The sequence below is a fragment of the Rhizobium sp. IY2 genome, assembly GCF_047532935.1.
In the GTDB taxonomy this organism is placed as follows: domain Bacteria; phylum Pseudomonadota; class Alphaproteobacteria; order Rhizobiales; family Rhizobiaceae; genus Rhizobium; species Rhizobium anhuiense.
The window spans coordinates 941,263-963,848 of sequence record NZ_JBLKNU010000002.1 but is presented as its reverse complement, the minus strand read 5'-3'; the positions used below and the strand labels follow the sequence as shown (position 1 = coordinate 963,848).

At 60.6% G+C, this 22,586-nt stretch carries 20 protein-coding genes; 16 read left to right on the top strand and 4 right to left on the bottom strand.

The window, feature by feature from the left end; genetic code table 11:
* Positions 1-34 precede the first annotated feature (34 nt).
* Genes ACMUVN_RS13210 through ACMUVN_RS13200 form a run of 3 tightly spaced genes read right to left on the bottom strand, consistent with a single transcriptional unit; the run spans position 35 to position 2,944 of the window.
* Positions 35-892 carry a carbohydrate ABC transporter permease gene (locus ACMUVN_RS13210; RefSeq protein ID WP_047613283.1) on the bottom strand — a complete coding sequence of 286 codons (858 nt, stop codon included), beginning with the start codon at positions 890-892 and terminating at the stop codon, positions 35-37.
* Complete coding sequence (locus tag ACMUVN_RS13205) at positions 889-1,773, bottom strand: carbohydrate ABC transporter permease (RefSeq protein WP_047613282.1); 885 nt, start codon at positions 1,771-1,773, stop codon at positions 889-891. The genes ACMUVN_RS13210 and ACMUVN_RS13205 overlap by 4 nt, the downstream gene beginning before the upstream one ends.
* Positions 1,774-1,786: 13 nt before the next feature.
* Positions 1,787-2,944, bottom strand: a complete 1,158-nt coding sequence (locus tag ACMUVN_RS13200; protein ID WP_047613509.1) for a Gfo/Idh/MocA family protein — start codon at positions 2,942-2,944, stop codon at positions 1,787-1,789.
* 318 nt (positions 2,945-3,262) lie between these two features.
* On the opposite strand from ACMUVN_RS13200, the gene yghX reads away from it, so the two are divergent.
* Positions 3,263-4,150, top strand: coding sequence for a YghX family hydrolase (yghX, locus tag ACMUVN_RS13195; RefSeq protein ID WP_047613281.1), 888 nt, complete (start codon positions 3,263-3,265; stop codon positions 4,148-4,150).
* Between the two features lie 65 nt (positions 4,151-4,215).
* Here the strand turns inward: yghX and ACMUVN_RS13190 are convergent, their stop codons facing one another.
* A complete protein-coding gene (locus tag ACMUVN_RS13190) occupies positions 4,216-5,589 on the bottom strand; it encodes an MmgE/PrpD family protein (protein WP_414815152.1) in 1,374 nt (457 codons plus the stop codon).
* Positions 5,590-5,628: 39 nt separating this feature from the next.
* Between ACMUVN_RS13190 and ACMUVN_RS13185 the strand changes: the two genes are divergently transcribed.
* From ACMUVN_RS13185 to ACMUVN_RS13115, 15 genes are all read left to right on the top strand, one after another.
* Positions 5,629-6,603 carry a LysR family transcriptional regulator gene (locus tag ACMUVN_RS13185; protein WP_414815151.1) on the top strand — a complete coding sequence of 325 codons (975 nt, stop codon included), beginning with the start codon at positions 5,629-5,631 and terminating at the stop codon, positions 6,601-6,603.
* Positions 6,604-6,640: 37 nt separating this feature from the next.
* Positions 6,641-7,546 carry a LysR family transcriptional regulator gene (locus tag ACMUVN_RS13180; RefSeq protein WP_414815150.1) on the top strand — a complete coding sequence of 302 codons (906 nt, stop codon included), beginning with the start codon at positions 6,641-6,643 and terminating at the stop codon, positions 7,544-7,546.
* 178 nt (positions 7,547-7,724) lie between these two features.
* On the top strand, positions 7,725-8,669 hold the full coding sequence (locus ACMUVN_RS13175; RefSeq protein WP_047615028.1) for an ABC transporter permease: 945 nt from the start codon (positions 7,725-7,727) through the stop codon (positions 8,667-8,669).
* Entirely contained in the window at positions 8,666-9,484 is an 819-nt protein-coding gene (locus ACMUVN_RS13170; RefSeq protein WP_017992060.1) for an ABC transporter permease, read from the top strand. The genes ACMUVN_RS13175 and ACMUVN_RS13170 overlap by 4 nt, the downstream gene beginning before the upstream one ends.
* The gene (locus tag ACMUVN_RS13165) at positions 9,481-11,109 is read left to right on the top strand and encodes an ABC transporter ATP-binding protein (RefSeq protein ID WP_183844825.1); all 1,629 of its coding nucleotides are present in this window, start codon (positions 9,481-9,483) and stop codon (positions 11,107-11,109) included. The genes ACMUVN_RS13170 and ACMUVN_RS13165 overlap by 4 nt, the downstream gene beginning before the upstream one ends.
* A gap of 1 nt (position 11,110) precedes the next feature.
* The gene (locus ACMUVN_RS13160; protein WP_047615024.1) at positions 11,111-11,974 is read left to right on the top strand and encodes a serine hydrolase; all 864 of its coding nucleotides are present in this window, start codon (positions 11,111-11,113) and stop codon (positions 11,972-11,974) included.
* A 24-nt stretch (positions 11,975-11,998) separates the two neighbouring features.
* Positions 11,999-13,543, top strand: coding sequence for an ABC transporter substrate-binding protein (locus ACMUVN_RS13155; RefSeq protein WP_183844824.1), 1,545 nt, complete (start codon positions 11,999-12,001; stop codon positions 13,541-13,543).
* A gap of 137 nt (positions 13,544-13,680) precedes the next feature.
* On the top strand, positions 13,681-15,129 hold the full coding sequence (locus tag ACMUVN_RS13150; protein ID WP_183844823.1) for a M20 family metallopeptidase: 1,449 nt from the start codon (positions 13,681-13,683) through the stop codon (positions 15,127-15,129).
* A gap of 145 nt (positions 15,130-15,274) precedes the next feature.
* Complete coding sequence (locus tag ACMUVN_RS13145) at positions 15,275-16,408, top strand: transporter substrate-binding domain-containing protein (protein WP_028756478.1); 1,134 nt, start codon at positions 15,275-15,277, stop codon at positions 16,406-16,408.
* A 1-nt stretch (position 16,409) separates the two neighbouring features.
* Entirely contained in the window at positions 16,410-17,033 is a 624-nt protein-coding gene (locus tag ACMUVN_RS13140) for an ANTAR domain-containing response regulator (RefSeq protein ID WP_028756477.1), read from the top strand.
* A gap of 188 nt (positions 17,034-17,221) precedes the next feature.
* Complete coding sequence (locus ACMUVN_RS13135; protein WP_183844822.1) at positions 17,222-18,067, top strand: nitrilase family protein; 846 nt, start codon at positions 17,222-17,224, stop codon at positions 18,065-18,067.
* 29 nt (positions 18,068-18,096) lie between these two features.
* Entirely contained in the window at positions 18,097-19,245 is a 1,149-nt protein-coding gene (locus ACMUVN_RS13130; RefSeq protein WP_047613269.1) for a substrate-binding protein, read from the top strand.
* Positions 19,246-19,296: 51 nt separating this feature from the next.
* Complete coding sequence (locus ACMUVN_RS13125) at positions 19,297-20,130, top strand: branched-chain amino acid ABC transporter permease (protein ID WP_028756474.1); 834 nt, start codon at positions 19,297-19,299, stop codon at positions 20,128-20,130.
* Positions 20,123-21,880 (top strand): ABC transporter permease subunit, encoded by a 1,758-nt coding sequence (locus ACMUVN_RS13120; RefSeq protein WP_312865374.1) that lies wholly within the window; start codon positions 20,123-20,125, stop codon positions 21,878-21,880. Before ACMUVN_RS13125 ends, ACMUVN_RS13120 begins: the two co-directional genes overlap by 8 nt.
* Positions 21,873-22,580, top strand: a complete 708-nt coding sequence (locus ACMUVN_RS13115; protein WP_183844820.1) for an ABC transporter ATP-binding protein — start codon at positions 21,873-21,875, stop codon at positions 22,578-22,580. Before ACMUVN_RS13120 ends, ACMUVN_RS13115 begins: the two co-directional genes overlap by 8 nt.
* Positions 22,581-22,586 lie beyond the last annotated feature (6 nt).

Here is a 22,586-nt window from a genome sequence, read left to right as displayed (position 1 = left end):
ATTCTTGTGTTAGCTGTTCACTCGTTTTTTGGTCTTATTGTTTCACCGCACCGGCGGTCAGCCCGCCGACAAGGTAGCGCTGAAGGAAGAAGATGACGACCATCGCCGGCGCGATACCGACGAAGGAAGCCGCCATCAGTTCGTTCCAGATGACCTCCTGCTTGCCGAAGTAAGCAAAGAGCCCCACCGGCAAGGGCATGTATTCGCTCTTCGAGTTGAACGTCAGCGCGAAGATGAATTGCTGGGCGTAAGCGCCGATGAAGGTGGTTATGGCGACGACGATAATCCCCGGCATCGCAATGGGCAGGATGACACGGCGCAGCGTGTAGAAATGGCTGGCGCCATCCATGTAGGCCGCTTCGTTGAGCTCCTGTGGAATGCGGATCATATAGGTGCGCAGCAGCCAGATCGCCGACGGGATCAGGAAGGCGACGCCCGGCACGATCATGGCGAGATAGGTGTTGAGCACGCCCATGCTGCGCATCAGCCGGAAGAGCGGGATCAACAGCACGGCGCCGGAGAACATGTTCACCGTCAGGAACGCGCCGAGCAGGATCCCCATGCCCTTGAATTCGAACTTCGCGAAGGCGTAAGCCGCCGGAATGACGAGGCAGAGCACGATCAGCGTGACGATGATCGAGATGAAGAACGAGTTGAAGATATAGCGCCCGAAGCCCGGAACGCTGATCCACATTGTCCGGTAGGCTTCGAACGAGCCGTTCTCCGGCCAGAAGCGGTAAGGCGAGGAAAAGAGCTGGGCGAGCGGCTTCAGCGACACCAGGAAGCCCTCGACGAAGGGCGACAGCACGAAGAACAGAAACATCGCGATGCCGCAATAGATCAGGATGATTTCCCACCAGCGGTAACGGTCGATCATGGCGGCACTGCTCATGCGCGCTTCTCCGGATTGAGACGGCGGGTGACGCGGAAATAGGCGAAGCAGAAGAGCGACAGGAAGATGCAGATCAACACAGCGCGCGCTGCACCTTCCCCGTATTTCTTCGAACCGATCGCCGTCTGATAGGTATCGATGATCATCGTCGTCGTCTCGCCGCTCGGTCCGCCCTGCGTCAGGATCCAAATGATGTCGAACGAGTTGAAGGTGGCGATCAGCGACAGCATCGACATGGTGATGATCGCCGGAACCATCAGCGGCAGGGTGATGCGGCGGAAGCGGTACCAGCGGCCGGCGCCGTCGGTCCAGGCAGCCTCATAAAGATCCTTCGGAATGGATTGGATCGCCGCCAGGAAGTAGATCGTCACCAGCGGCACGCCGATCCACACATCGGTGATGATCGTTGCCCAGAAGGCGGTGCTGCCATAGGCGAGGAAGGCGACCGGGCCGTCGACGAGACCGAAGCGCTGCAACAGGCCTGATATCATTCCGAACTGGCCGTTATACATCCAGCCCCACATGAAGATGCCAATGGCCATCGGCACGATCCATGGCGGCATGGTCAAAAGCCGGAACAAGGAGCGGCCTGGTACGGCGGCATTCAGCATGCATGCGCCGAAGGTGCCGATCACCATTTTCAGGGCGACCGAGAAGAACGTCCAGATGAAGGTCCGGAAGATGACTTCCGCAAACCGCTCATTGAAGATCTTCTCGTAGTTGATCCAGCCCACCCAATTGGTGGTCTTCCTCAGCGATGCATCGGTGAAGGAGAGAATGAACGTATCGACCAGCGGATAGGCGACGATCGCCAGAACGTAGAGGACAGCCGGGAGAAGAAGGATCCAGGCGAAGATGACCGTGCTTCTTTGAACACTCATCTTGCCACTCTCCTCAAGCCGCTCTTGCGTGAAGGGCTTCGTCGAAACGGTCCCAGATCGGTCTGAGATCGACGACCGTTTTCTTCATCCTCGCCTCGTCCATCGCCAGAGCCAGAATGCCGGCTTCGAGCGCATTCAGCGTGGAAACGGGAAGTTCGAGCCCGGTGCGCACGCTTTCAAGCAGGTCGCTCGCCATCTGTTCATCGGCGCCGTAATGCTGGGAGAGCTCGGTGGCGGCATATTTGTTTTCGACCACCTTGTTGCCGGTCAGCTGTTCGTGAACGTCGAGATAGCCGCGCACGAAATCGCCTTCGGCCATGCCGCGCGACCCCATGATGGCGAAACGGCGGAACTGGTCGGGCACGTTGAGATTGGTGTGAAAGTTCATGCCGACGCCATTGGCATATTCGACGATCGCCACCTGGTAGTCGATGATATCGGCATCGCTGTCGAAGACCTTGTCCGAGCCCATCCATCCGCTCGGCTTGCGGTGGAAGAGTTCGAGGTCGTTGATGCCCTCGCGCGCCGGATCGTTGGCCGGAATGAAGCTCTTGCGGCCGCCGAAACTGGCGACGCGTTCCGGCCGTGCGCCGACCACGCCATTGTAAAGATCGAGGTCGTGACAGCATTTCTCCAGCATGAAGCTGCCGGAGTAACGCTCGTAGCGGCGCCAGTCGCGCATGAAGAAGGCGCCGTGATAAGGCTCGATATGTTCGGAGGCCTCGATCGACACGATCTGACCGAGCTTGCCCTCGGCCTGGATGGCGCGGAGATCCTTATAAAGAGGGGAATAACGCAGCACGAGACCGACCATCAGCCGCTCGTGGCCGAATTTTGCCATCAGATGGGCAAGCTCGATGCTTTCTGCGATGGTCGTGACGATCGGCTTTTCACAGAAGACCTTGAGACCGGCCTGAAGGCCGAGCCTGATATGGTCGAGATGGAGGTGATTGGGGGAGCCGATCATCAGCAGATCGAGCTTTTCGGAAGCGAGGAGTTCTTCCGGCGAACCATAGGCCTTGCCGACTGAAATGCCCTTTTCCGTCAATCCGGGAAGTCCGGCGGGTTCCGGATCCACATAGCCGACAATGTCGAAGCTGCTATCGATTGCCTTGAAAACATAGCCGAGATAGCCGAGCCGGAATCCTAGCCCAATGATTCCCACTTTCATGCCGATCAAGTTCCCATTTAGTAATTTATTTTCTTTAAGTTGGGACAAAAATCGAGAGGCGTCAATAGAAAACGGGCCTCAAAGCGCGAGTATGAAATTAATTTTCATAGATCGATAGCGGGCGGCCCATTGCTTGCAACAACTGGGCGGACGCGGTTCGCCGGATGGACGTTGGTGCGCACGCTCCCGAAGCCAAGGCAGTCATTCGGCGCGGTTGCCCCGGCCGACAAGCTCACGCGAAACTCGCGAAATGTTGAAAAGAGTCGCGAGCTTACCTGTGTAGGATGGTGCGAGAACAAGGAGGCAGGAGGAGCCATCATGACGCGTATGACAGCCAAGGATTTCCCTCAGGAACTTCTCGAACTCTACGATTATTACGCCCACGGGAGAATTACCAAGCGTGAGTTTCTCGACCGGGCCGGCAAATTCGCCGTCGGCGGCGTGACGGCGGCCGCCATTCTTGCGTCGCTGAGCCCTGACTATGCGCTGGCGACCCAGGTCGAGTTCACCGATCCCGACATATCAGCCGAATACATCACCTATCCCTCGCCAAAGGGAAATGGAGATGTGCGCGCCTATCTCGTCCGCCCGAAAAACGTGACCGGCAAAGTCGCGGCCGTGGTGGTCGTTCACGAGAACAGGGGCCTGAACCCCTATATCGAGGATGTGGCGCGCCGCGTGGCAAAGGCGGGTTTCGTAGCACTTGCCCCGGATGGCCTGACGTCGGTCGGAGGCTACCCCGGCAATGACGAAAAGGGGCGGGAGCTTCAGCAGAAGGTCGACCCGGAAAAGCTGATGAACGACTTCTTCGCGGCGGTCGAATTTTTGATGCATAACGATCTCACCACCGGCAAGGTCGGCATCACCGGCTTCTGCTATGGCGGCGGCGTCGCCAACGCCGCGGCGGTGGCCTATCCGGAACTTGCCGCGGCCGTGCCCTTTTACGGCAGGCAGCCGCGCGCCGAGGACGTGCCGAAGATCAAGGCGCCCTTGCTTCTCCATTATGCCGGGTTGGACAAGGGGATCAACGAAGGCTGGCCGGCCTATGAAGCTGCGCTGAAGGCATCGGGAAAAACATTCGAGGCCTACATCTATCCCGACGTCAATCACGGCTTTCACAATGATTCCACGCCCCGCTACGACGAGGCGGCAGCCAAGCTCGCCTGGCAGCGAACGGTCGACTGGTTTACGAAATATCTCGCCTGAGAAGGCCGGATTTGAACGAGCTGCGGCGGGGAGCCTTTCCCCGCTGCTATCCGTCCCGTGGCCTGTCAAGGCGACTGACGGCCTGTGATCAGGTTCCAGAAGGCACCGTCGCCGGACAGGTTTTCAGAATCGGCAAGCTTGCGAAGCTGCAGGAAAGAGGCCTCGGACACATTCCGATTTCCCCAGCGCAAGCAGTCCATGAACTTGACTTCGCGTTCCTGCACACTCATCGGCTCTTCGAGCGATCCCTTTGCATGCAAGCGAGACTTGCTCAAGATGCGCCCATCGCGCGTCGTGACGGTGACGACGTGCGGGAGGCGCTCCACACCTTTTTCCTCTTCGGCCGAATAGGACTGCATTTCGATGCACGGCATGAGTTCCCGGATTTCCGGCCGCCCAATCTCCTGCCGCGTAAAGTCCGAAAGGCTAAGGGAGCCTTTGAGGAAAGCTGTCGCCAGGCAATATTGCATCGAGAAGCGGGCCTGCATCTCATCGGCGGGGTTGGGATAAGCGAGGTTGCGGGCAGCGGATATGCCGACTTTCGTCTCGATCCTGGCAATGTCGCCAGCCAGAAGCCCATGCTCCTGCTTCAGTTCCAGAAGCGCGTCGATGGCGCGATGGGTCGAGGCGCAACAGGGATGGCGCTTGGTCACCACGCCGCGGCTTTCGATGATATGCTCCTGCTCGAAGGTCAGTCCCTCCCAGCCCTTGGCATCATCGCCCCCGAAAAGATCGAGGAAGCCTTGCGGCCGCTCGAGGATATCCGGCCGCCCGCTCATGCCCGCCAGCGCCATGCGCGCCGCATCCACGGCATGGCGCGCGGCAATGCCGGCGTGAAGCGGTTTCGCGGTCGTGCCGAATTGCCCTTTCGGGCCGCAGGCGAAGCTCGTCGCAAGGCTCATCGCTGCGGCTACGCCGTCTTCGTCGGCGCCGAGAAGCCGTGCCACGCCAGCCGCAGCCCCGATGCTGCCGACCGTCGCTGTCGCGTGCCAGCCCCTGTTGTAGTGAGAGGGATTGACGCCGAAGCCGACCGCCGCTTGCGCTTCCAGCCCGGCCAGGTAGGCCTCGAGAAACCGTCTTCCGCTTGTCACCTTGCCGCTGGTCAGAACCGCCAGCAGTGCGGGCACCAGCACCGCGGAAGCATGCGCCCTCGCCGGATGGAAATTGTCATCGAAATCCAGCGCATGCGCCGCGGTTGCGTTGATGAGTGCGGCGAGCGAAGGCGACGCGGAGCCGCCGGTGACGAGCCGCGCTTCGCCGCCTCCGGCGATTTCTCCGTCGAAGGCGCGGATGAGTGCGACAACGCTTTCATCGCTGCTGCCTGCAATCATGCAGCCGATGGTGTCCACCACAGCATCTCTTGCCCGGTCTATGGCGCGGTTTGAGAACGTCGGTCGCGACAGGAGCTGTTCCGCGATCTTCCAGAGAATGGTGGCCATTGACGAAAGTCTTTCCGTGAGTTTGGTTCTGCGCGGAAAATGTTCAACTTTCCGCAGCTCCGCAATCTTATGCGGATCGCGGGTAGGGCTATCGACATTGGAGATAGAATGGCGCGAGACACGAGTGCGGCGATCAGCCTGAAGCATATCGAGGCCTATGACGCCATCGCCGCGACGGGCTCGACCATCGCCGCTTCCGTCGAGCTTGGTATCTCGCAATCGAATGCCAGCCGTTTGTTGCAGCAACTGGAAGACTATCTCGGCGTCCGGCTGTTCGAACGGGAAAAGAACCGGCTTCAACCGACCCGCGAGGGACTGCAGCTCGGCCCGGAAATCCGCGCCATTTCCGACCGGCTGCGCGCCTTGAAAACCGCGGCGATGGAGCTCGAGAGCGGTCGGTCGCGCGAGATCATGCTGCGGCTCGCCTTTCCCTCCAGCCTTTCCTCGACGCGCATTCCGAAGCTGGTGAAGAATTTTCTCGCAGCCAATGGTCCGATGCGCGTCGAAATTGCATCCGGCAGTTATCTCGCAATAGAGCGGATGGTGGCCGACGGCGAGGCCGATCTCGGTTTCGCGCGGCTGCCGCTGATGAGCCCGGGGTTGAAACAGGAGAAGGTGCTGTCGTCGCGGATTGTTTGCGTCCTGCACAACGATCATCCCAAGGCCGGCAGCCGCCTATTGTCGGTGGGTGACCTGAAGGGGCAGGATCTGATCATGCTGAACAGGGAGCGGCCGGTTCGCCATGAACTGGAGGCATTGTTCTACAAGGCCGGCATCCGCCAACGCCCCCTGCTCGAGGCGCATTCGGTGGCGAGTGCCTGCGCTCTGGCCGCCCAAGGGCTCGGCATTGCGCTGGTCGGTGAGATCATCGCCCGCGAATATGCGACGCTGCCGCTGCAGTTCATCCCGCTCGAACCGGAACTGCCGGTTGCCTACGCGCTGATCAGCGGCGAGAAATTTCCGATGCCCAAGGCCGCCAGCCTCTTCCTTCAAAGCATTTCGGACTGGGCATGATGACGGTGCTTGGACTGTCCCGGGGGATCGCAAACGCATGAATATCAAGCAACTGGAAGTCCTGCGCACGCTTCTGGCGACGGGGTCGACGATTGCCACGGCAAAGACGATGGGTCTCAGCCAGTCCGGTGTCAGCCGCCTCCTCCAGCAGCTCGAGGCGGATCTTTCGATGTCGCTTTTTGTGCGCGACAAAGGCCGTCTCATTCCCACGCCCGAGGCCCTGCTTCTTGCCCGCGATGCCGAGAACATCTTGCTGGCGGTCGATCGGATGTCGGGTCATGCGGAGGACCTAAGAAGCGGCGCAGCCGGTCCGGAGATCGTCCGCATCGGCCTGCCGAGCAGCATGTGGGAGCATTTCGCGCCGGCCATGCTGGTCGATTATATCAGGGATTTCCCCGGTGTGCGGATCGAGACCTTCTTCGAGACGACGACTGCGATCAACAAGCTTGTCGGGCAGAGGGTGATCGATTTCGGCTTTCTGCGCATGGAGGGCGAGAGCGGACCGGGCATCGAGGTCGAGCGCGTCGCCACCGGCGAAAGCGTCTGCGTCGTTCCGAAGGATCATCCTCTTGCGAAACTGGAGGAAATCACGGTCAAGAATTTGCGCGACGTTCCTCTCATTCTGATCGGGCGCCAACGGCCGAACCGCATGGCGCTCGACCAGACCTTCCGGCGAGCCGGCATCAAGCAGATCGTCAAGATCGAGACACATACCAACAGTTCCGCCTGTTCCTATGTCGCGCATGGCCTTGGGGTCACGATCATCAGCAGCTTTTATGCCAATCTCTATCGCCACCTGCCGGTGGTTCACCGTCCTTTCGTGCCACGCGCGACCCAGGAATTCGGATTGGCGAGGGCGGTCGGGACGCCACTCTCGATTGCTGCCCACGCTCTGAGCGACGCCTTGAAGCGACAGATCCGGCTTTCGCAAAAAGACGTTTGAAATTAAGCTATTAGCCTGAAGCCTTGCGCGAACGCAGTCGCTTTGGTTGCGGTCGTATTCCGCATAGACTTATGACGGAATCGCATAATATTGCGGATATTTCTTCATTCGATCATAGTCTGCGGCAACGAAACCGATGGCGCCGGGCACAGTCCGTCGCCCATCGCGGGGAACAAAAATGCTGAAATTCGTTCTAAACCGCCTGCTGATGGCATTGCCGACGATCGTCCTCGTTTCGGTGACTGTCTTCACCCTGATCCGCTTCATACCCGGCGATCCGGCGGCACTGATGCTGGGGGATATGGCTGAGCCGGATCAGATCGCGGCAATGCGCTCGGAACTCGGCCTCGACAAATCGCTGCCTGAGCAGTTCCTGATCTGGACCGCCAATGTCGTGCAGGGTGACTTCGGCCGCTCGATCGTCAATGACGAGGCGGTGCTGCCGCTCGTCGCTTCACGTTTTCTGGTCAGCGCCGAAGTCGTCGTCGTCGCCGTGCTTCTGGCAAGCCTCATCGCCGTGCCGGCCGGCGTCATCGCCGCCTGGCGGCAAAACAGTCTGACGGACCTTGCGCTGGTCGGCACGGCCACGATCCTGCTGTCGATCCCGACATTCTGGCTCGGCCTCCTGCTTCTGCTTTTCTTCGGCTTGAAACTCAGCTGGCTGCCGGTGCTCGGCTATGTCTCGATCGGCAGCAACCTCACCGGCGGCCTGCTCTATCTCGTGCTGCCGATCATGACTCTGGTCATTCACGAGATGGGTGTGTTGATCCGCATGGCACGCGCCTCGACGCTGGAAGTGCTGCGTCTCGACTATATCACCCACGCCCGGGCCAAGGGGCTTTCCGAAAGCGCCGTCCTCTGGCGGCACGCCTTCAAGAATGCCTTCGGCCCGACCTGGACAGTCATCGGTCTGATCCTCGGCAATCTGCTCGGCGGCATTGCCGTCATCGAGACGGTCTTCACCATTCCGGGACTCGGGCGACTGATGGTCGACAGTATTTTTGCCCGCGATTACCCGGTGATCCAGGGGTGTCTGCTGTTCGTCTCGCTTTCCTATGTGCTGGTCAATTTGGTCGTCGACCTGCTCTATCCCTTGTTCGATCCGCGGGTAGTCGCCGAATGAAAAACGTCACGTTCAACGGCTTCATCGGCAGCATTCTGATTGCCGCATTGCTCATCTCCGCTGCGATAGGCCTTTTCTGGACCCCCTATGATCCGATGAAGCTCGGCTTCACCGCGCGGCTGGCGGCGCCAAGCAGCGCCCACTGGCTCGGAACCGACGAATTCGGCCGCGACGTACTCAGCCGCCTGATCGTCGGCGCCCGGGCGAGCGTCTGGATCGGCACCTTGACGGTCACATTCGCGACGGTCTGCGGCACGCTGATCGGTCTCGTCAGCGGTTACGCCCGCGGTTGGATCGATGCAGTCATCATGGCCGTCAACAATGCGCTTCTCGCCTTTCCGGGCATTTTGCTGGCGCTCGGTTTGCTCGCCGTCTTCGGCGCCAACCAATATGGCATCATCTTCGCGCTGGGCATTGCCTATTCGCCCTCGATGGCCCGGGTTGTCCGGGGTGCCGTTCTGTCGCTGCGCGAGCGGGAGTTCATCGAGGCTTCCAAGGTGATGGGCAATGGCGAGCTCTACACCATGTTCCGCCATATCCTCCCCAATTGCATCGCCCCGATCACCGTGCTTGCGACCTCGATGTTCGGCTGGGCGATCCTTTCGGAAAGCGCGCTCAGCTTTCTCGGCCTCGGCGTGCCGCCACCGGCGCCCACCTGGGGCAACATGCTGGCCGCCGGCCGGCCATTCATCGAGCAGGCGGTCTGGCTGGGTCTCTTCCCGGGCCTGGCGATCGCCCTGACGCTCCTCGGAATCAATCTTCTGGGCGACGCTCTTCGAGACAAGCTTGATCCGCGGATGAGGGGACTGAAATGACCAAGGAAACGCTTTTGAATGTCCGCAACCTGTCGCTTCAGGTCGCCGGCACCGGTGTGCAGGTCGTCAAGAACGTGAGCTTCGACATCGCGCCAGGCGAGATCTTCGGCATCGTCGGGGAAAGCGGATCGGGCAAGACGCTGGCAACACGCGCCCTGATCTCGCTGCTGCCGGCGCCGATCAAGGTGATCGGCGGCTCCGTTGCCTACAAGGGACGCGACGTGCTTGCGATGAGCGCTGCGCAATTGCGCCAATTGCGCGGTGCGGAAATCGGTGTCGTCTTCCAGGAACCGATGACCTCGCTCAATCCCTCGATGACCGTCGGCCGCCAACTCGAAGAAGGGTTGCAGCTGCATACGAAATTTTCGCAGGAAGAGCGGCGCAGCCGGATCCTTGACATGCTGAACCGGGTCGGGATCCGCGATCCCGCCGGGGCGCTCACTTCCTATCCGCATGAATTCTCGGGCGGCATGCGCCAGCGCATCATGCTGGCATCGGTCATGCTGCTGAAACCGGCGCTGTTGATCGCCGACGAGCCGACGACGGCGCTCGATGCCGTGATCCAGCGCGATGTCATGGAATTGATGGTGGAACTGACGCAGGCGGAAGGCACCGCCGTGCTGCTGATCAGTCACGACCTGCCGATGGTTGCCCGCTACACCAACCGCATCGTTGTCATGGAAAAGGGCGTGATCGTCGAAGAAGGACGCACCGCCGATCTGCTCGACGCACCACAGCGTGCCTATACGAAGAAACTGCTTTGCTCCCTGCCGTTCCGCGGAGAGACCCGGACGATCGACAAGACCAAGGCGCCGATGGTCTCGGCACGGGATATCGTCGTCGATTATCCGGGCCGGCGGTCGCTGATGAAAAAGGCAACGCCAAAGCGGGCGCTGCATGGCGTCAGCATCGATATCCACGAGGGCGAAGTCGTGGCACTGGTCGGCGGTTCGGGTTCCGGCAAGACCACGCTCGGCCGCACCATTGCCGGACTGGTCCGGGAGAGCGAAGGCGATATCCGGTTCAGGGGACGCAGCCGCGACGACAACTGGATGGACTATCGGCTGAATTGCCAGATGGTGTTTCAGGATCCTTATTCCTCGCTCGATCCGCGCATGACCATCGTCGCGCTTGTGGAAGAAGCGCTGCGGCTCGTTCCCGATCTCGACGCTGCGGCAAAGCGCACGCGCGCCCTGGAGACGCTGGAGGAAGTCGGGCTTGGGGCCGACTACGCCGGGCGCTACCCGCATGAACTTTCGGGCGGCCAGCGTCAGCGCGTGGCGATTGCCCGGGCCATTGCGCGCCGGCCGAAATTCCTGATCGCCGACGAACCGGTATCGGCCCTCGACGTGACGGTCAGGGCGCAGGTGCTCGAACTCCTGTCCGATCTGCAAAAACGCTACGGCTTTTCCTGCCTGTTCATCAGCCACGATCTCGGCGTGGTCGAACAGGTGGCCGATCGTGTCGTCGTCATGCAGGACGGCCGGATCATCGAGCAGGGCGACCGCGATACGGTTTTCGACAGGCCGAAGGAGGCCTACACACAACGGCTTCTCTCGGCCATCCCCGCTCTGGACCACAATGCTCAGGGCGGCGTGATCCTCAAATGGCGCCTGGAGAACTGACATGACGACGATGATTGAATCCGCAAAGCTTGCGGAGCGATTGAATGCGATCTGCGATGCCCAGCCTTTCGTGACGCGCTTCATGGTGCGTGCGCTCGGCAGCGGAGAAACGATCGGCAGAGGTGCGGACGAGGAAACGCCCTCCGCCAGCACCCGAAAGACCTCGATCATGATGGCAGCCTTGAAGGCCGCGCATGAAGGCCGCCTGGATCTGGACGAACGGATTACCTACGAAAAGCGTTTCGCCGAGGAAGTGGCAAGCGGGATGTTCCGCTATCTCAGCCCCGGAATCGTCATATCGCTGCGCGATGCCATCACCGGCATGATGGTGCTGAGCGACAATGTCTGCACCAAGATGGTCTTCGAAAGGCTGACGCTCGAAGAGGTCGACAATTATTGCAAGTCGATCGGCATGACAGGCACCAACCATCGCTTCCTCATCCCTCCCTTGGCGCTGTCGCCCGATCATTCCTTGAAGGCCGTCACCACGACGACGGCGCGGGATCAGGTCTATCTGCTGCAGACCATCCTGGATGCGCAGGATTCGCGGGACGCTGCGGACCGGCTCGGCTGCTCGCAGGCGCTGTGCGCCTACGCGCTTCAAACCCTGAAGAACCAGATCCTGCGCTATGCCATTCCTTCCCGGCTGCCGTTCGGGGTGCTCGTCGCCCACAAGGGCGGCACGGGAAAGCGCGGCCGCATGAATGCCGGCATCGTCTATCGCGACGGGACCCCCTTCTACATCATCGCCGCCTATACCGACGACGTGCCGCAGGAAATGCCGGACGGCACACCTGGTTATACGGTCGCGCTCGAAACCATCGGCAGGCTTTCACGCGCCTGCTGGGATGAACTCCGATCCTAACAATCCATAAAAGAGGGTAGAACAATGCATAAGCTTCTTCTCGCAGGCACCATGTTGATGGCGATGGCCGGCGTGGTCGATGCCCGCGATATCGTCGTGGCGCAAAGTTCCGATTTGCGCAGCGCCAATCCAGGCGTCAATCGCGACGGCAATACCGATGGCGTCATCCTGCATATCGTCGAAGGGCTCGTCGGCTATGCCAACAACGGCGAGGTCAAGCCGCTGCTGGCAAAGAGCTTCGAAGTCTCGGCGGATGGGCTGAGCTACAGCTTCAAACTGCGTGACGACGTCAAATTCCACAACGGCAAGAAATTGACCGCCGATGACGTCGTGTGGAACTGGAACCGCTATCTCAAGCCCGAAACGAAATGGACCTGCCGTCCTGACTTCGACGGCAGCGGCAGCGTGCATGTTACCGGGGTCAAGGCAGTCGATACTTCGACCGTCACCATCACGCTGGAAAAGCCATCCGCGGTCTTTCTTGGCCTGATGTCGCGCCCCGAATGCGGTTACACCGGGATCATCTCCCCGGAATCGGTCGGTGCGGACGGAAGCTTCATCAAGCCGATCGGCACCGGTCCCTTCAAATGGGATGAATGGAAGAAGGGCGAATATATCCATCTCGCCAAGTTCGACGATTATGTCTCGCCCCAGAACGACGGCAAACCCGACGGCATGGTCGGCTCGAAACGCCCTCTCGTCGATGGCATCAAGTTCATGGTCATTCCCGACGCTTCGACCGTAAAGGCCGGCCTTCAGTCCGGCGTGCTCGATACCGCGGAGATTTCACCGGATCTCATTCCCGAATTCAAGACGAGCGACACGATGCAACTGATCGTGGCGCGCAACAACGGCAAAAACCTCTTCTACATCCAGACGCGCGACAAGGTTCTGAGCAATCCCGGCGTGCGCCGCGCGATGGCGATGGCACTCGATCTCGACCAGCTCGTCGAGGCAGCCTCCAATGGCACCGGCACCGCCAACGGTTCGATGGTTTCGCAAGACTCGCTCTATTTCGACGATGTCCAGAAGGAGCGCCTGCCCTACGACATCGAGGCGGCAAAGAAGGAGCTTGCGGCCGCCGGCTACAAGGGCGAGCCGATTACCATCATCGCCAACAAGCGCAGCAACGTGCCAAGCTTCCCGGCCGCGGTGATGGCGCAGGCCATGATGCAGCAGGCAGGTCTCAACGTGCAGATCGAGGTGCTCGACTATGCGACGCAGGTCGATCGTCGCCGCTCCGGCAACTACCAGATCATCTCGCAATCGGTCGCGCCGCGGCTCGATCCGGCGCTGATGTACGGCTTCTATGTCGGCAACAAGGACAAGAACGCTTCGTTGATGTGGGATGACCCGAAGGCAGTCGAACTGATGAAGGCGGCCTATGCCGAGCCCGACCAGGCGAAGCGTCAGGCGATCTTCGACGAGTTTCACACGCGGATGCTCAAGGAAATGCCGGGCATCTTCCTCTATGACATGGTCGATGTCTGGGGCGCGACCAAGAAGCTCAAGGGCCGGCCCGTCTGGCAATCGAATGCCCGTCTTTGGGAAGTTTCGCTCGACAATTGAGCCTGAACGGCGGCGCCCGGTGGGTCGGGCGTCGCTATTCCACTTCGACAGTCAACAGAAGATCCGGCAGGCATCAGTCCTGCCGGGTCCGGTGCAACACGTCCCTGTGGCGGCAGGACAGACAGCGAGGAAATGCCATGAATCTTGACGCGATCAGCTCCATTGCCGCGACGATCGAAAAGATGAAACCGGATTATCTCGCTCTCAGCGACAGCATCTGGGATTTCGCGGAGCTGAAATTCGAGGAGCGGCGCTCGTCGCAATTGCTGGCAACGGCACTCGAGGAAAACGGCTTTGCCGTGCGCCGCGGCGTCGCAGGCATGGAAACGGCCTTCATCGGCGAATCCGGCAGCGGCAAGCCGGTGATTGCTTTCCTCGGCGAATTCGATGCCCTGGCCGGAATGAGCCAGACCGCCGACGTGGCTGAGCCTCTTCCCCAGGCGGCGGGAGCAACCGGTCACGGCTGCGGGCATAATCTGCTTGGTGTCGGGTCGCTGATGGCGGCGGTTGCGCTTGCCCGCCACCTCAAGGAGAACAATTTGCCCGGGACGGTGCGCTATTACGGCTGCCCGGGAGAGGAGGGCGGTTCCGGCAAGACCTTCATGGTTCGCGCCGGCGCATTCGATGATGTCGATGCCGCCCTGACCTGGCATCCGGCTCCGTTCAACGGTGTTCGCTCGACGAACAATCTTGCCGTTCTCGAATATTACTATCGCTTCAGGGGTGTCGCGGCACATGCCGCCAACAGTGCCCATCTCGGCCGTTCGGCGCTCGATGCGGTCGAACTGATGAATGTCGGCGTCAATTTCCTGCGCGAACACATGCCGCAGGATTGCCGCGTTCACTACGCGATCACCGACACCGGCGGCAGGGCGGCCAATGTCGTCCAGGCCAGCGCCGAGGTGCTCTATCTGATCAGGGCGCCTGACATGCCGCAGGCGCTTGAGCTTGCCGGGCGCGTCGAGAAAGTTGCACGAGGTGCGGCGATGATGACTGAAACCGAAGTCGAGATCGTGTTCGACACCGCCTCGACGAACCTTCTTCCCAACATCACGCTGGAAACGGCAATGCACCAGAACATGGTCGCGCTCGGGCCGATAGCCTTCGACGAGGCCGACATCGCCTTCGCCAGGAAAATCCAGGATACCTTCACTGAGGAAGCAATCAGGAGCAGCATCCGCCTCTATCAGATCAAGGGCGATGTGTTCTCCAATGCCAAGGTCGATGGCTCGACGCCCTTGCACATCGGTCTGCGCGATTTCGAGGGGCAATCGCATTTCCGGGCCGGATCGACCGATGTCGGCGACGTCAGCTGGGTGACGCCGACCGCGCAATGCTGGGCGCCAGCCTGGGCGATCGGCACCAATCCCCATACCTGGCAGGTCGTCGCACAGGGAAAAAGCCCGGCCGCGCACAAGGCCATGGCACATGCGGCCAAGACGCTTGCGACAACGGGGCTCGCATTGATGTCGTCACCCGACCTCCTGGCAGCCGCGACGGACGAGTGGCGAGAAAAGACCAGCGGCAAAGCCTATACATGTCCGATCCCCGACAATGTGATGCCCGCAACGGTTCATGGCCGGTAGTTCCCGTCTCCGTCTGCTGTGACAACGACCTGCATCGCACCCGCTTGCAGGATCCCATGAAAAAGCACTAAGGGTATGGAAGTCGAAAGCGCGGAACTGAGGCATTCACCGCTTTCGAACCTCCAACACGTCGGAAAAGGCAAAGATGACAAGCTCCGAATGGCGGGTGGGAGTGCTGTTTTCCAGAAGCGGAATTAGCGAAATTACGGAAACCGAGCACTTTCTTGGCACCGCACTTGCGATCGAGGAAGTCAATGCGGCGGGGGGCGTGCTTGGCAAGCCCATCGTTCCGATCGCCTATGATCCGGGCGGGGACCAAACCGCCTATCGCAATCTGGCCCGGCGCCTGCTCGCCGATGACGACGTCAATATCATTTTCGGTGCCTCGATGTCGGCCAGCCGAAAGGCGGTGCTGCAGATCGTCGAACGGCACAACGGACTGCTGTTTTATCCGTCGATGTACGAAGGTTTCGAATATTCGGAGAATGTGGTCTATACCGGCGCCACCCTCAATCAGAACACCTTCGCGCTTGCGGAATACCTTCTGCGCCACCATGGACGCCGGATCTACTTCGTCGGCGCGGATTATATTTATCCGCGCGAATCCAATCGGGTCATGCGGGATGTGGTCGAGGCAAAGGGCGGTGAAGTCGTCAGCGAGCGATATCTTCCTCTTCATGCCGACGAACAGACCTTGCGTTCGGTGATTTCCGATATCGTCCGTCTCAAGCCCGATGCCATCTTCTCGACGATCATCGGCCGGCCGGCGCAGCGTTTCTACCGCATGTATGCCGAGGCCGGAATCGATCGGACGCGGGTTCCGATTGCAAGCCTGACCATGGCCGAGAGTGAGATTCGCGAGATCGGAGCCGACGCCTGCACCGGCCATATTCTTTCGGCGACCTATTTCCAGACGGTCGAGAACGAGGCGAACGAGCGCTTCGTGGGGGCATTCAAAGCCCGTTTCGGCCAGGACTTCACCACGAGCGTCTGGTCGCAGCCGGCCTATGCGCAGGTTCACCTTTTCGCCCGCGCACTTGCCCGGGCCGGCTCGCTCGAGACCCATCGTATTTCCGAAGAAATCCTTCTGGAAGATTATCTTGCTCCAGAGGGCCGGATCAACTTCGACGCCGACACCCGCCACCTCTGGTTGCATCCCCGCATCGGCGTGGCGCGCGCCGATGGGCTTTTCGACATTGCCTGGCAGGCGCCTGGCCCGATCCGGCCGGACCCGTATCTGACGGCGTCGCGGTTCGAAGACGTCTGGCTGGAGGCCTGAGATGGCGGGACCGAGCAGGATCGTTCAGGATCTGCGGCGCGCACGCGTTCTGGTTGTCCATCCGCGTGACGAGGACGGCAACGTGCTGATCGCTCACCTCAAGCGCCTTGGCTGCGAGGTCCGGGCCACCTGGCCGCTTCCGCCAGCCTTGCCTCCCGACGTGGACACCGTCTTCCTGCATGTAGAGGATGTGCATGTCGAGCACGCGCTTGAGATCATCGACCTCCAGCAGACGGCGATCATCGCCATCGTGACCTATGAGAGCCCGACAGCCCTCCAGGCGATCATCGATCTCAACGCCCACGGCGTTATCAGCAAACCGTTGCGGCCGCTCGGCATCCTGACGCAATTTGCGCTTGCACGCTATCGGCAGAGCTACGAAAAGCGGCTCGCCGGCAAGGTGCAGAAACTCGAGGAAACCTTGAAAAGTCGCCGGCTGGTCGAAAAAGCCGTTTCAGCGCTGCGGGCCATGAATGGTCTCGACGAGGCCGCGGCCTATAAGCTCTTGCGCGATCAGGCGACGTCAAAGCGCGTTCCGATGGCGACGATCGCCGAATCCATCATTGCCGCGCAAGACACCATGAAAAGCCTCGGACTTTCCATCGGCGCAAAAACTCAACCTTAAGTTGCCAGCACTGGCGTCGCTGAAAATGCCTGCTGACGCGGCTTGACGGTCACATTCTTTCGTGCAAGCCTAAAGACAACGAGCAGGTTTGCTCAGCGGCAGGGCTGCCGCATTCACATCATGGCTATGTAGCCTCTGGTTCACGGATTGAATTCCGTGCCAGAGGTTTTTTGCGTTTGGAGACAAGATTGAGTGTCAAGACCTCAACCGCACGGGCGGTAACCGTCGCAACCGTCCAGTTCGAACCGATCATCGGTGATCGCGCCGGTAATCTCGCGGCTATCGAGCGGCTGGCGAAGGCGGCGAAGACCCAAGGCGCGGAGATCGTCGTTCTGCCGGAACTGGCCGATAGCGGCTACACCTTCCGTGACGGCGAGGAGGTTGCCGCATTGGCCGGCCCGGTACCCGGCGGCCCGAGTGCCGAGACGCTCCGCCGCCTTGCCGAGGAGTTTGGCCTTTACATCGTCAGCGGCATTGCCGAGCAGGATGGCGACCGGTTTTACAACAGTGCTCTTCTTTGCGGCCCCGAGGGATATATCGGCAAATACCGCAAGCTCCATCTGTGGAACAACGAAAACCGTCTTTTCAGAAAAGGCGATCTCGGACTGCCGATATTCGACCTGCCTTTTGGCCGTATCGGCATTGCCATCTGCTACGATGGCTGGTTTCCGGAAACGTTTCGTCAGTTGGCCCTGGCCGGCGCCGAGCTGGTCTGCGTGCCTACCAACTGGGTCCCGATGGCCGGTGCCGAAGGCCTTCCCGAGCCGATGGCCAATATCCTCCATAAGGCGGCCGCCCACACCAATGGCCTTTACATCGCCTGCGCCGACCGGATCGGCATCGAGCGCGGCCAGTCCTTCATCGGCCGCAGCCTGATCGTCGGCCCGCAGGGTTGGCCGATCTCTGGTCCGGCCAGTGCCGATCGCGAGGAAATCCTCCTTGCGCAAATCGATCTGTCGAGCGTGACGGAAACCCGCACGCTCAACAGTTTCAATCATCTGCTCGGCGACCGCCGAGCCGATGTCTACGGGTAATGTCAATCCACTCAAGAAAGGGGAACAAAATGCAAATGAAAACCATAATCCTTACACTGGCATCTGCGGCATTCGCCACCGCAGCTTTCGCCGAGGATCCGATCAAGATCGGCGTGCCGGTCGGGCTTTCAGGCGCAAACAGCGTGGTTGCGCCGTCCGTCGTCCAAGCTGCGGAGCTCGCCGTCGAAGAAATCAATGCCAAAGGCGGCGTGCTCGGGCGGCCATTGGAGCTTGAGATCGCCGACGATGCATCAGGGGCGGCCGGCGCGCAAAAGGCCTTCGATTCCCTGGTTTTCCAGAAGGAGGTGAACGTCATCATCTCCATGGAGACAAGTGCTGCGCGCAATGCCGGCCTGCCGATCGTTTCCAAGGGTGAGGTGCCATACATCTACACGTCCTTCTACGAAGGCAAATCCTGCAACGCCAATCTTTTCGTCGATGCCTGGGTTCCAGAACAGCAGGTGCCGCCTGTCGTCGACAATTTCATCAGCAAACAGGGCGCAAAGAAGTTCTTCCTGATCGGTTCGGACTATGCCTTCGGACGCGGCATGCTGACCTTCGCCAAGGGCTATATCGAAAAAGCCGGTGCTCAGATCGTCGGCGAGGAATATCTGCCGATCGACGGCAGCGATTGGACGGCCATCATCTCCAAGGTCCGCTCCTCCGGCGCCGATGCGATCATCACCTCGACGGCCGGCGGCGCACCGAACGTGACCTTGACCAAGCAGTTGCGTTCGTCTGGCGTCACCCTGCCTTACGGCAATCTCGCGGTCGACGAAGGCACCGCCAAGAGCATGGGCGCGGATGCCAAGGACATCTTCCTTTCGGCCTCCTACGTCACCGGCATCGACAGCCCGGAAAACAAGGCTTTTCTCTCGGCCATGGACAAGAAGTTCGGCAAGGAACTGCGCACGCCGAACGATCTCTCCGTGCCGCAATATGAAGCGATCTACCTTTACAAGGCAGCCGTCGAAAAGGCTGGCAACACGGATACGGCGGACGTGCTCAAAGCCCTTCCTGACGTCTCCTTCACCGGTCCGCGCGGCAAGATCTCCATGAACAAGCAGCACCACGCGCCGCTGACGATGTATCTTGGCCAGGTCAAGGACGACGGCAGCGTTGCAGTCGTCGATAGCTTCAAGGACGTCGATCCCGGCGATCAGTGCCCGAATCTCTGAAACCAGCGTGGCGGGGCAGGGCGCCCCGCCTCCAGCATCGGAGTTCTAGAAATGACGCTCTTTCTCGATATCGTCAGCACTGCGGCCATTCTCTTCATCGTTGCCGCCGGGCTGCTTGCGATCTTCGGCGTGCTGAAGATCATCAATTTCGCGCATGGCGCATGGCTGACCATCGGGGCTTACTGCGCTGTTGTCGTCAGCGGGTTCGGTCTCAATCCATGGCTTGCCATCCCCTTTGCGTTTCTGGTCGGCGCGATCCTCGGCGGTGTTGCCGAACGGTTCATCGTACGGCCTCTCTATCGCCGCCCGCTCGACGCCATTCTTGCAACCTGGGGCCTTGGCATCGTCATCGGCCAGCTGATCACGCTGTGGTTTGGCCGCGACGTGCAGTTCACGCCGGCGCTGCTGCCGGGCACCTTCGATCTCTTTGGCACCGGCTACTCGGCCTACCGTCTTTTCGCCATTGTCGCCGCCATCTGTCTGGGTCTCGGCTTCACCTTGCTGCTCGATGGGACAAGGCTTGGTCTCTCCGCCCGGGCAGTCATCATGAACGAAACCCTGGCGCGCGGGCTCGGTATCGATACCGAAAAGGTGCGGCTCGCGACCTTCATGATCGGCACCGGCCTTGCGGCCCTTGCCGGCGTGCTGCTCGCGCCGCTGACCAGCGTCGATCCCAATATGGGCGTCGCCTGGCTGACGGGCGCCTTCATGCTGGTGATGGTCGCAGGCTCTTCTTTCACTGCGCTTGCTGCCGCCTGCCTCATCTTCGGGGCCGCCCAAGTGCTCGTCAGCACCTATTTCAGCCCAATCCTCGGCGGCATCACCGTGGCCGTCCTCTGCGCGATCACACTGCGCATACGTCCGAAGGGATTTGCCCGTGCCTAATAGACAAAAACTCCGGCTTGTCCTTCTTCTGACGCTGGCGCTCGCGGCTCTCCTGCTGATCGTCATCGGACCGATGTTTCTCGGCCGCTTCAGCCTCAACGTGCTGACGCGTTCGATGATCTACGCCATGCTGGCGATTACCGTCGACTTGCTCTGGGGCTATACGGGCGTTCTCACCTTCGGGCAGGCGGCATTCTTTGGCGTGGGCGCCTATGCCACCGCCATGGTTCTCACCCATATCGGCGCAAGCCCGGCGCTTTTCGTCGTCGCCCTTGTCGCCGCCGTGTTCGTTCCGCTCGTGCTTGGCCTCGCCGTCGGCTGGCTGTCGTTCTATCACGGATCGACACCGCTCTATGCCACCGTGATCTCGCTCGTGGTGCCGATCGTCGTCACCCAACTCATCTTTTCCGGCGGCACCTGGACCGGTTCGTCGAGCGGCCTTGTCGGTTACGAAACCCTCCCGCTCGGGCTTCCTGGCTATTTTCGCCTGTCGGGCGCGTGCCTGCTGGTCTTGGCCGTTCTTGCCATCGTCTTCGTCCGGTCGGACGCCGGCCGTCTGCTGGTTGCAATTCGCGACAACGAAGCCCGCATCGCCTATCTCGGCATGAACCCCGCTCGGCTGAAGATCGTCCTGACGGCCGTTCTGGCTGGCGTATGCGGCCTGGCCGGCTTCCTTTATGCCAACGCATCCGGTGTCGTCGCACCCGAGAATACCGGCTTCGTATTCGGAACCGAACTCGTCGTCTGGACGGCGCTCGGTGGCCGGGGAACGATCATCGGACCCTTGTTCGGCGCAATCGGCATCGACTATCTGAGCGCCAGCCTTTCGGGCGATCTGCCCTTCCTGTGGCAATTGATCATCGGTGCGCTCTTCGTCGCCATGATCATCCTTTTGCCGGGCGGCCTCGCTTCCCTGGTGACGCGATTCCTGCAGTCGGCCAACTCCAGCAGCACTCTGAAGTCCTTGCCGACGCGCATCGTCGCCGAGGACGGTCCGTTGGCGGGCAAAAGCCTTCTGTCGATCCGCGGTCTCGGCAAGTCCTATGGCAGCCTCTCCGTCCTCAAGGGCATCGACCTTGAAATCGGCGCCGGAGAACTCGTCAGCCTGGTCGGCCCCAATGGCGCCGGCAAGACCACGCTGATGCGTTGCCTGTCGGACGGTACCCAGCAGATCGAAGGTCAAGTGGATATCATCGGCACGAATATCGCCGGTCATGCACCGGAACGGATCGTCGCTCTCGGCGTCGGCCGCAAATTCCAGGTTGCCAGCATCTTCGACAGCATGACCATCGGCGAATGCCTCAAGATGGCGCGTTTCAGCCGCGAGACACCCAGTCCGATGCGATCGCTCGCCGAGATCATGCTGCCGGCCGCTGCAGCTGAGATCCTGACGCTCACCGGCATGGCCGACATGTTGGACAAGCCGGTCTTGCTGCTGTCGCATGGTCAAAGGCAGGCTCTCGAACTGGCGATGGTCGTCGCTCTGGAACCACGCATCATTCTTCTCGACGAACCGACGGCGGGTCTTACCAAGACCGAGCGCATGACCATCGGAGCCATCCTCAAAAAACTGACGGACGAGATGGGTTTCGCCGCCATCCTGGTCGAACACGATCTGGATTTCGTGCGCGACATATCGAGTCGCATCGTGGTTCTCCACCAGGGCAAGCTCGTTCTCGACGGCACGGTGAATGACGTGGTCAATTCCGAAACGGTTCGCACCATCTACGCAGGAGGCGCCCATGGCTGACGCGTTCAAACTCAAACTCAGCGGCGTATCGAGCGGATATGGCGCGGTCGACGTCGTCAACAGCGTGTCGCTTGCCATCCGGCCTGGCGAAATCTTCACCCTCATGGGCAAGAACGGCATGGGCAAAACGACGCTGCTGAAGACAATCCTTGGCTTCCTGCGTGCCGGCAAGGGCAAGATCGAGGTCGATGGTGCCGCTATCATCGACAGGAAGCCCGCCGAGTTGATCGCTTCCGGCATCGGCTACGCCCCTCAGGAATTGCCGTTGTTTCAGGATCTCTCCATCCGCGACAATCTGCGCCTCGCGCTCAAAGGCGATCGGGATCTGGCATCCGCCCTGGAGCGGGTCTACGCCTATTTCCCGTTCCTGAGGGATCGGCTGGCACAGAAAGCCGGCACGCTGTCGGGCGGGGAGCAGAAAATGCTGATCCTCGCGCGGGCGCTGATGCTGCGTCCGAAACTGCTGCTGATCGACGAAATCTCCGAAGGTCTGCAGCCCTCTGTTGTCCAGAACATCGCCAAGGCATTGAGGGACGACCGCGAAAAGCGCGGCACGACCATCCTGCTGGTCGAACAGAATCTGGATTTTGCCCTTTCGGTGGCGGACCGCTGGGCCATTCTCAAACTCGGGGCGATCGAAGACGAAAGCCTCAACGGTCCGGAGAGCCGCGCCCGTGTCCTGCAACATCTGAAGATCTAGGGGCCG

Coding starts and splice junctions, on each gene's coding strand:
- ACMUVN_RS13210 (WP_047613283.1), bottom strand. CDS start 892: ATGAGCAGTGCCGCCATGATCGACCGTTACCGCTGGTGGGAAATCATC.
- ACMUVN_RS13205 (WP_047613282.1), bottom strand. CDS start 1,773: ATGAGTGTTCAAAGAAGCACGGTCATCTTCGCCTGGATCCTTCTTCTC.
- ACMUVN_RS13200 (WP_047613509.1), bottom strand. CDS start 2,944: ATGAAAGTGGGAATCATTGGGCTAGGATTCCGGCTCGGCTATCTCGGC.
- yghX (WP_047613281.1), top strand. CDS start 3,263: ATGACGCGTATGACAGCCAAGGATTTCCCTCAGGAACTTCTCGAACTC.
- ACMUVN_RS13190 (WP_414815152.1), bottom strand. CDS start 5,589: ATGGCCACCATTCTCTGGAAGATCGCGGAACAGCTCCTGTCGCGACCG.
- ACMUVN_RS13185 (WP_414815151.1), top strand. CDS start 5,629: ATGTTCAACTTTCCGCAGCTCCGCAATCTTATGCGGATCGCGGGTAGG.
- ACMUVN_RS13180 (WP_414815150.1), top strand. CDS start 6,641: ATGAATATCAAGCAACTGGAAGTCCTGCGCACGCTTCTGGCGACGGGG.
- ACMUVN_RS13175 (WP_047615028.1), top strand. CDS start 7,725: ATGCTGAAATTCGTTCTAAACCGCCTGCTGATGGCATTGCCGACGATC.
- ACMUVN_RS13170 (WP_017992060.1), top strand. CDS start 8,666: ATGAAAAACGTCACGTTCAACGGCTTCATCGGCAGCATTCTGATTGCC.
- ACMUVN_RS13165 (WP_183844825.1), top strand. CDS start 9,481: ATGACCAAGGAAACGCTTTTGAATGTCCGCAACCTGTCGCTTCAGGTC.
- ACMUVN_RS13160 (WP_047615024.1), top strand. CDS start 11,111: ATGACGACGATGATTGAATCCGCAAAGCTTGCGGAGCGATTGAATGCG.
- ACMUVN_RS13155 (WP_183844824.1), top strand. CDS start 11,999: ATGCATAAGCTTCTTCTCGCAGGCACCATGTTGATGGCGATGGCCGGC.
- ACMUVN_RS13150 (WP_183844823.1), top strand. CDS start 13,681: ATGAATCTTGACGCGATCAGCTCCATTGCCGCGACGATCGAAAAGATG.
- ACMUVN_RS13145 (WP_028756478.1), top strand. CDS start 15,275: ATGACAAGCTCCGAATGGCGGGTGGGAGTGCTGTTTTCCAGAAGCGGA.
- ACMUVN_RS13140 (WP_028756477.1), top strand. CDS start 16,410: ATGGCGGGACCGAGCAGGATCGTTCAGGATCTGCGGCGCGCACGCGTT.
- ACMUVN_RS13130 (WP_047613269.1), top strand. CDS start 18,097: ATGCAAATGAAAACCATAATCCTTACACTGGCATCTGCGGCATTCGCC.
- ACMUVN_RS13125 (WP_028756474.1), top strand. CDS start 19,297: ATGACGCTCTTTCTCGATATCGTCAGCACTGCGGCCATTCTCTTCATC.
- ACMUVN_RS13115 (WP_183844820.1), top strand. CDS start 21,873: ATGGCTGACGCGTTCAAACTCAAACTCAGCGGCGTATCGAGCGGATAT.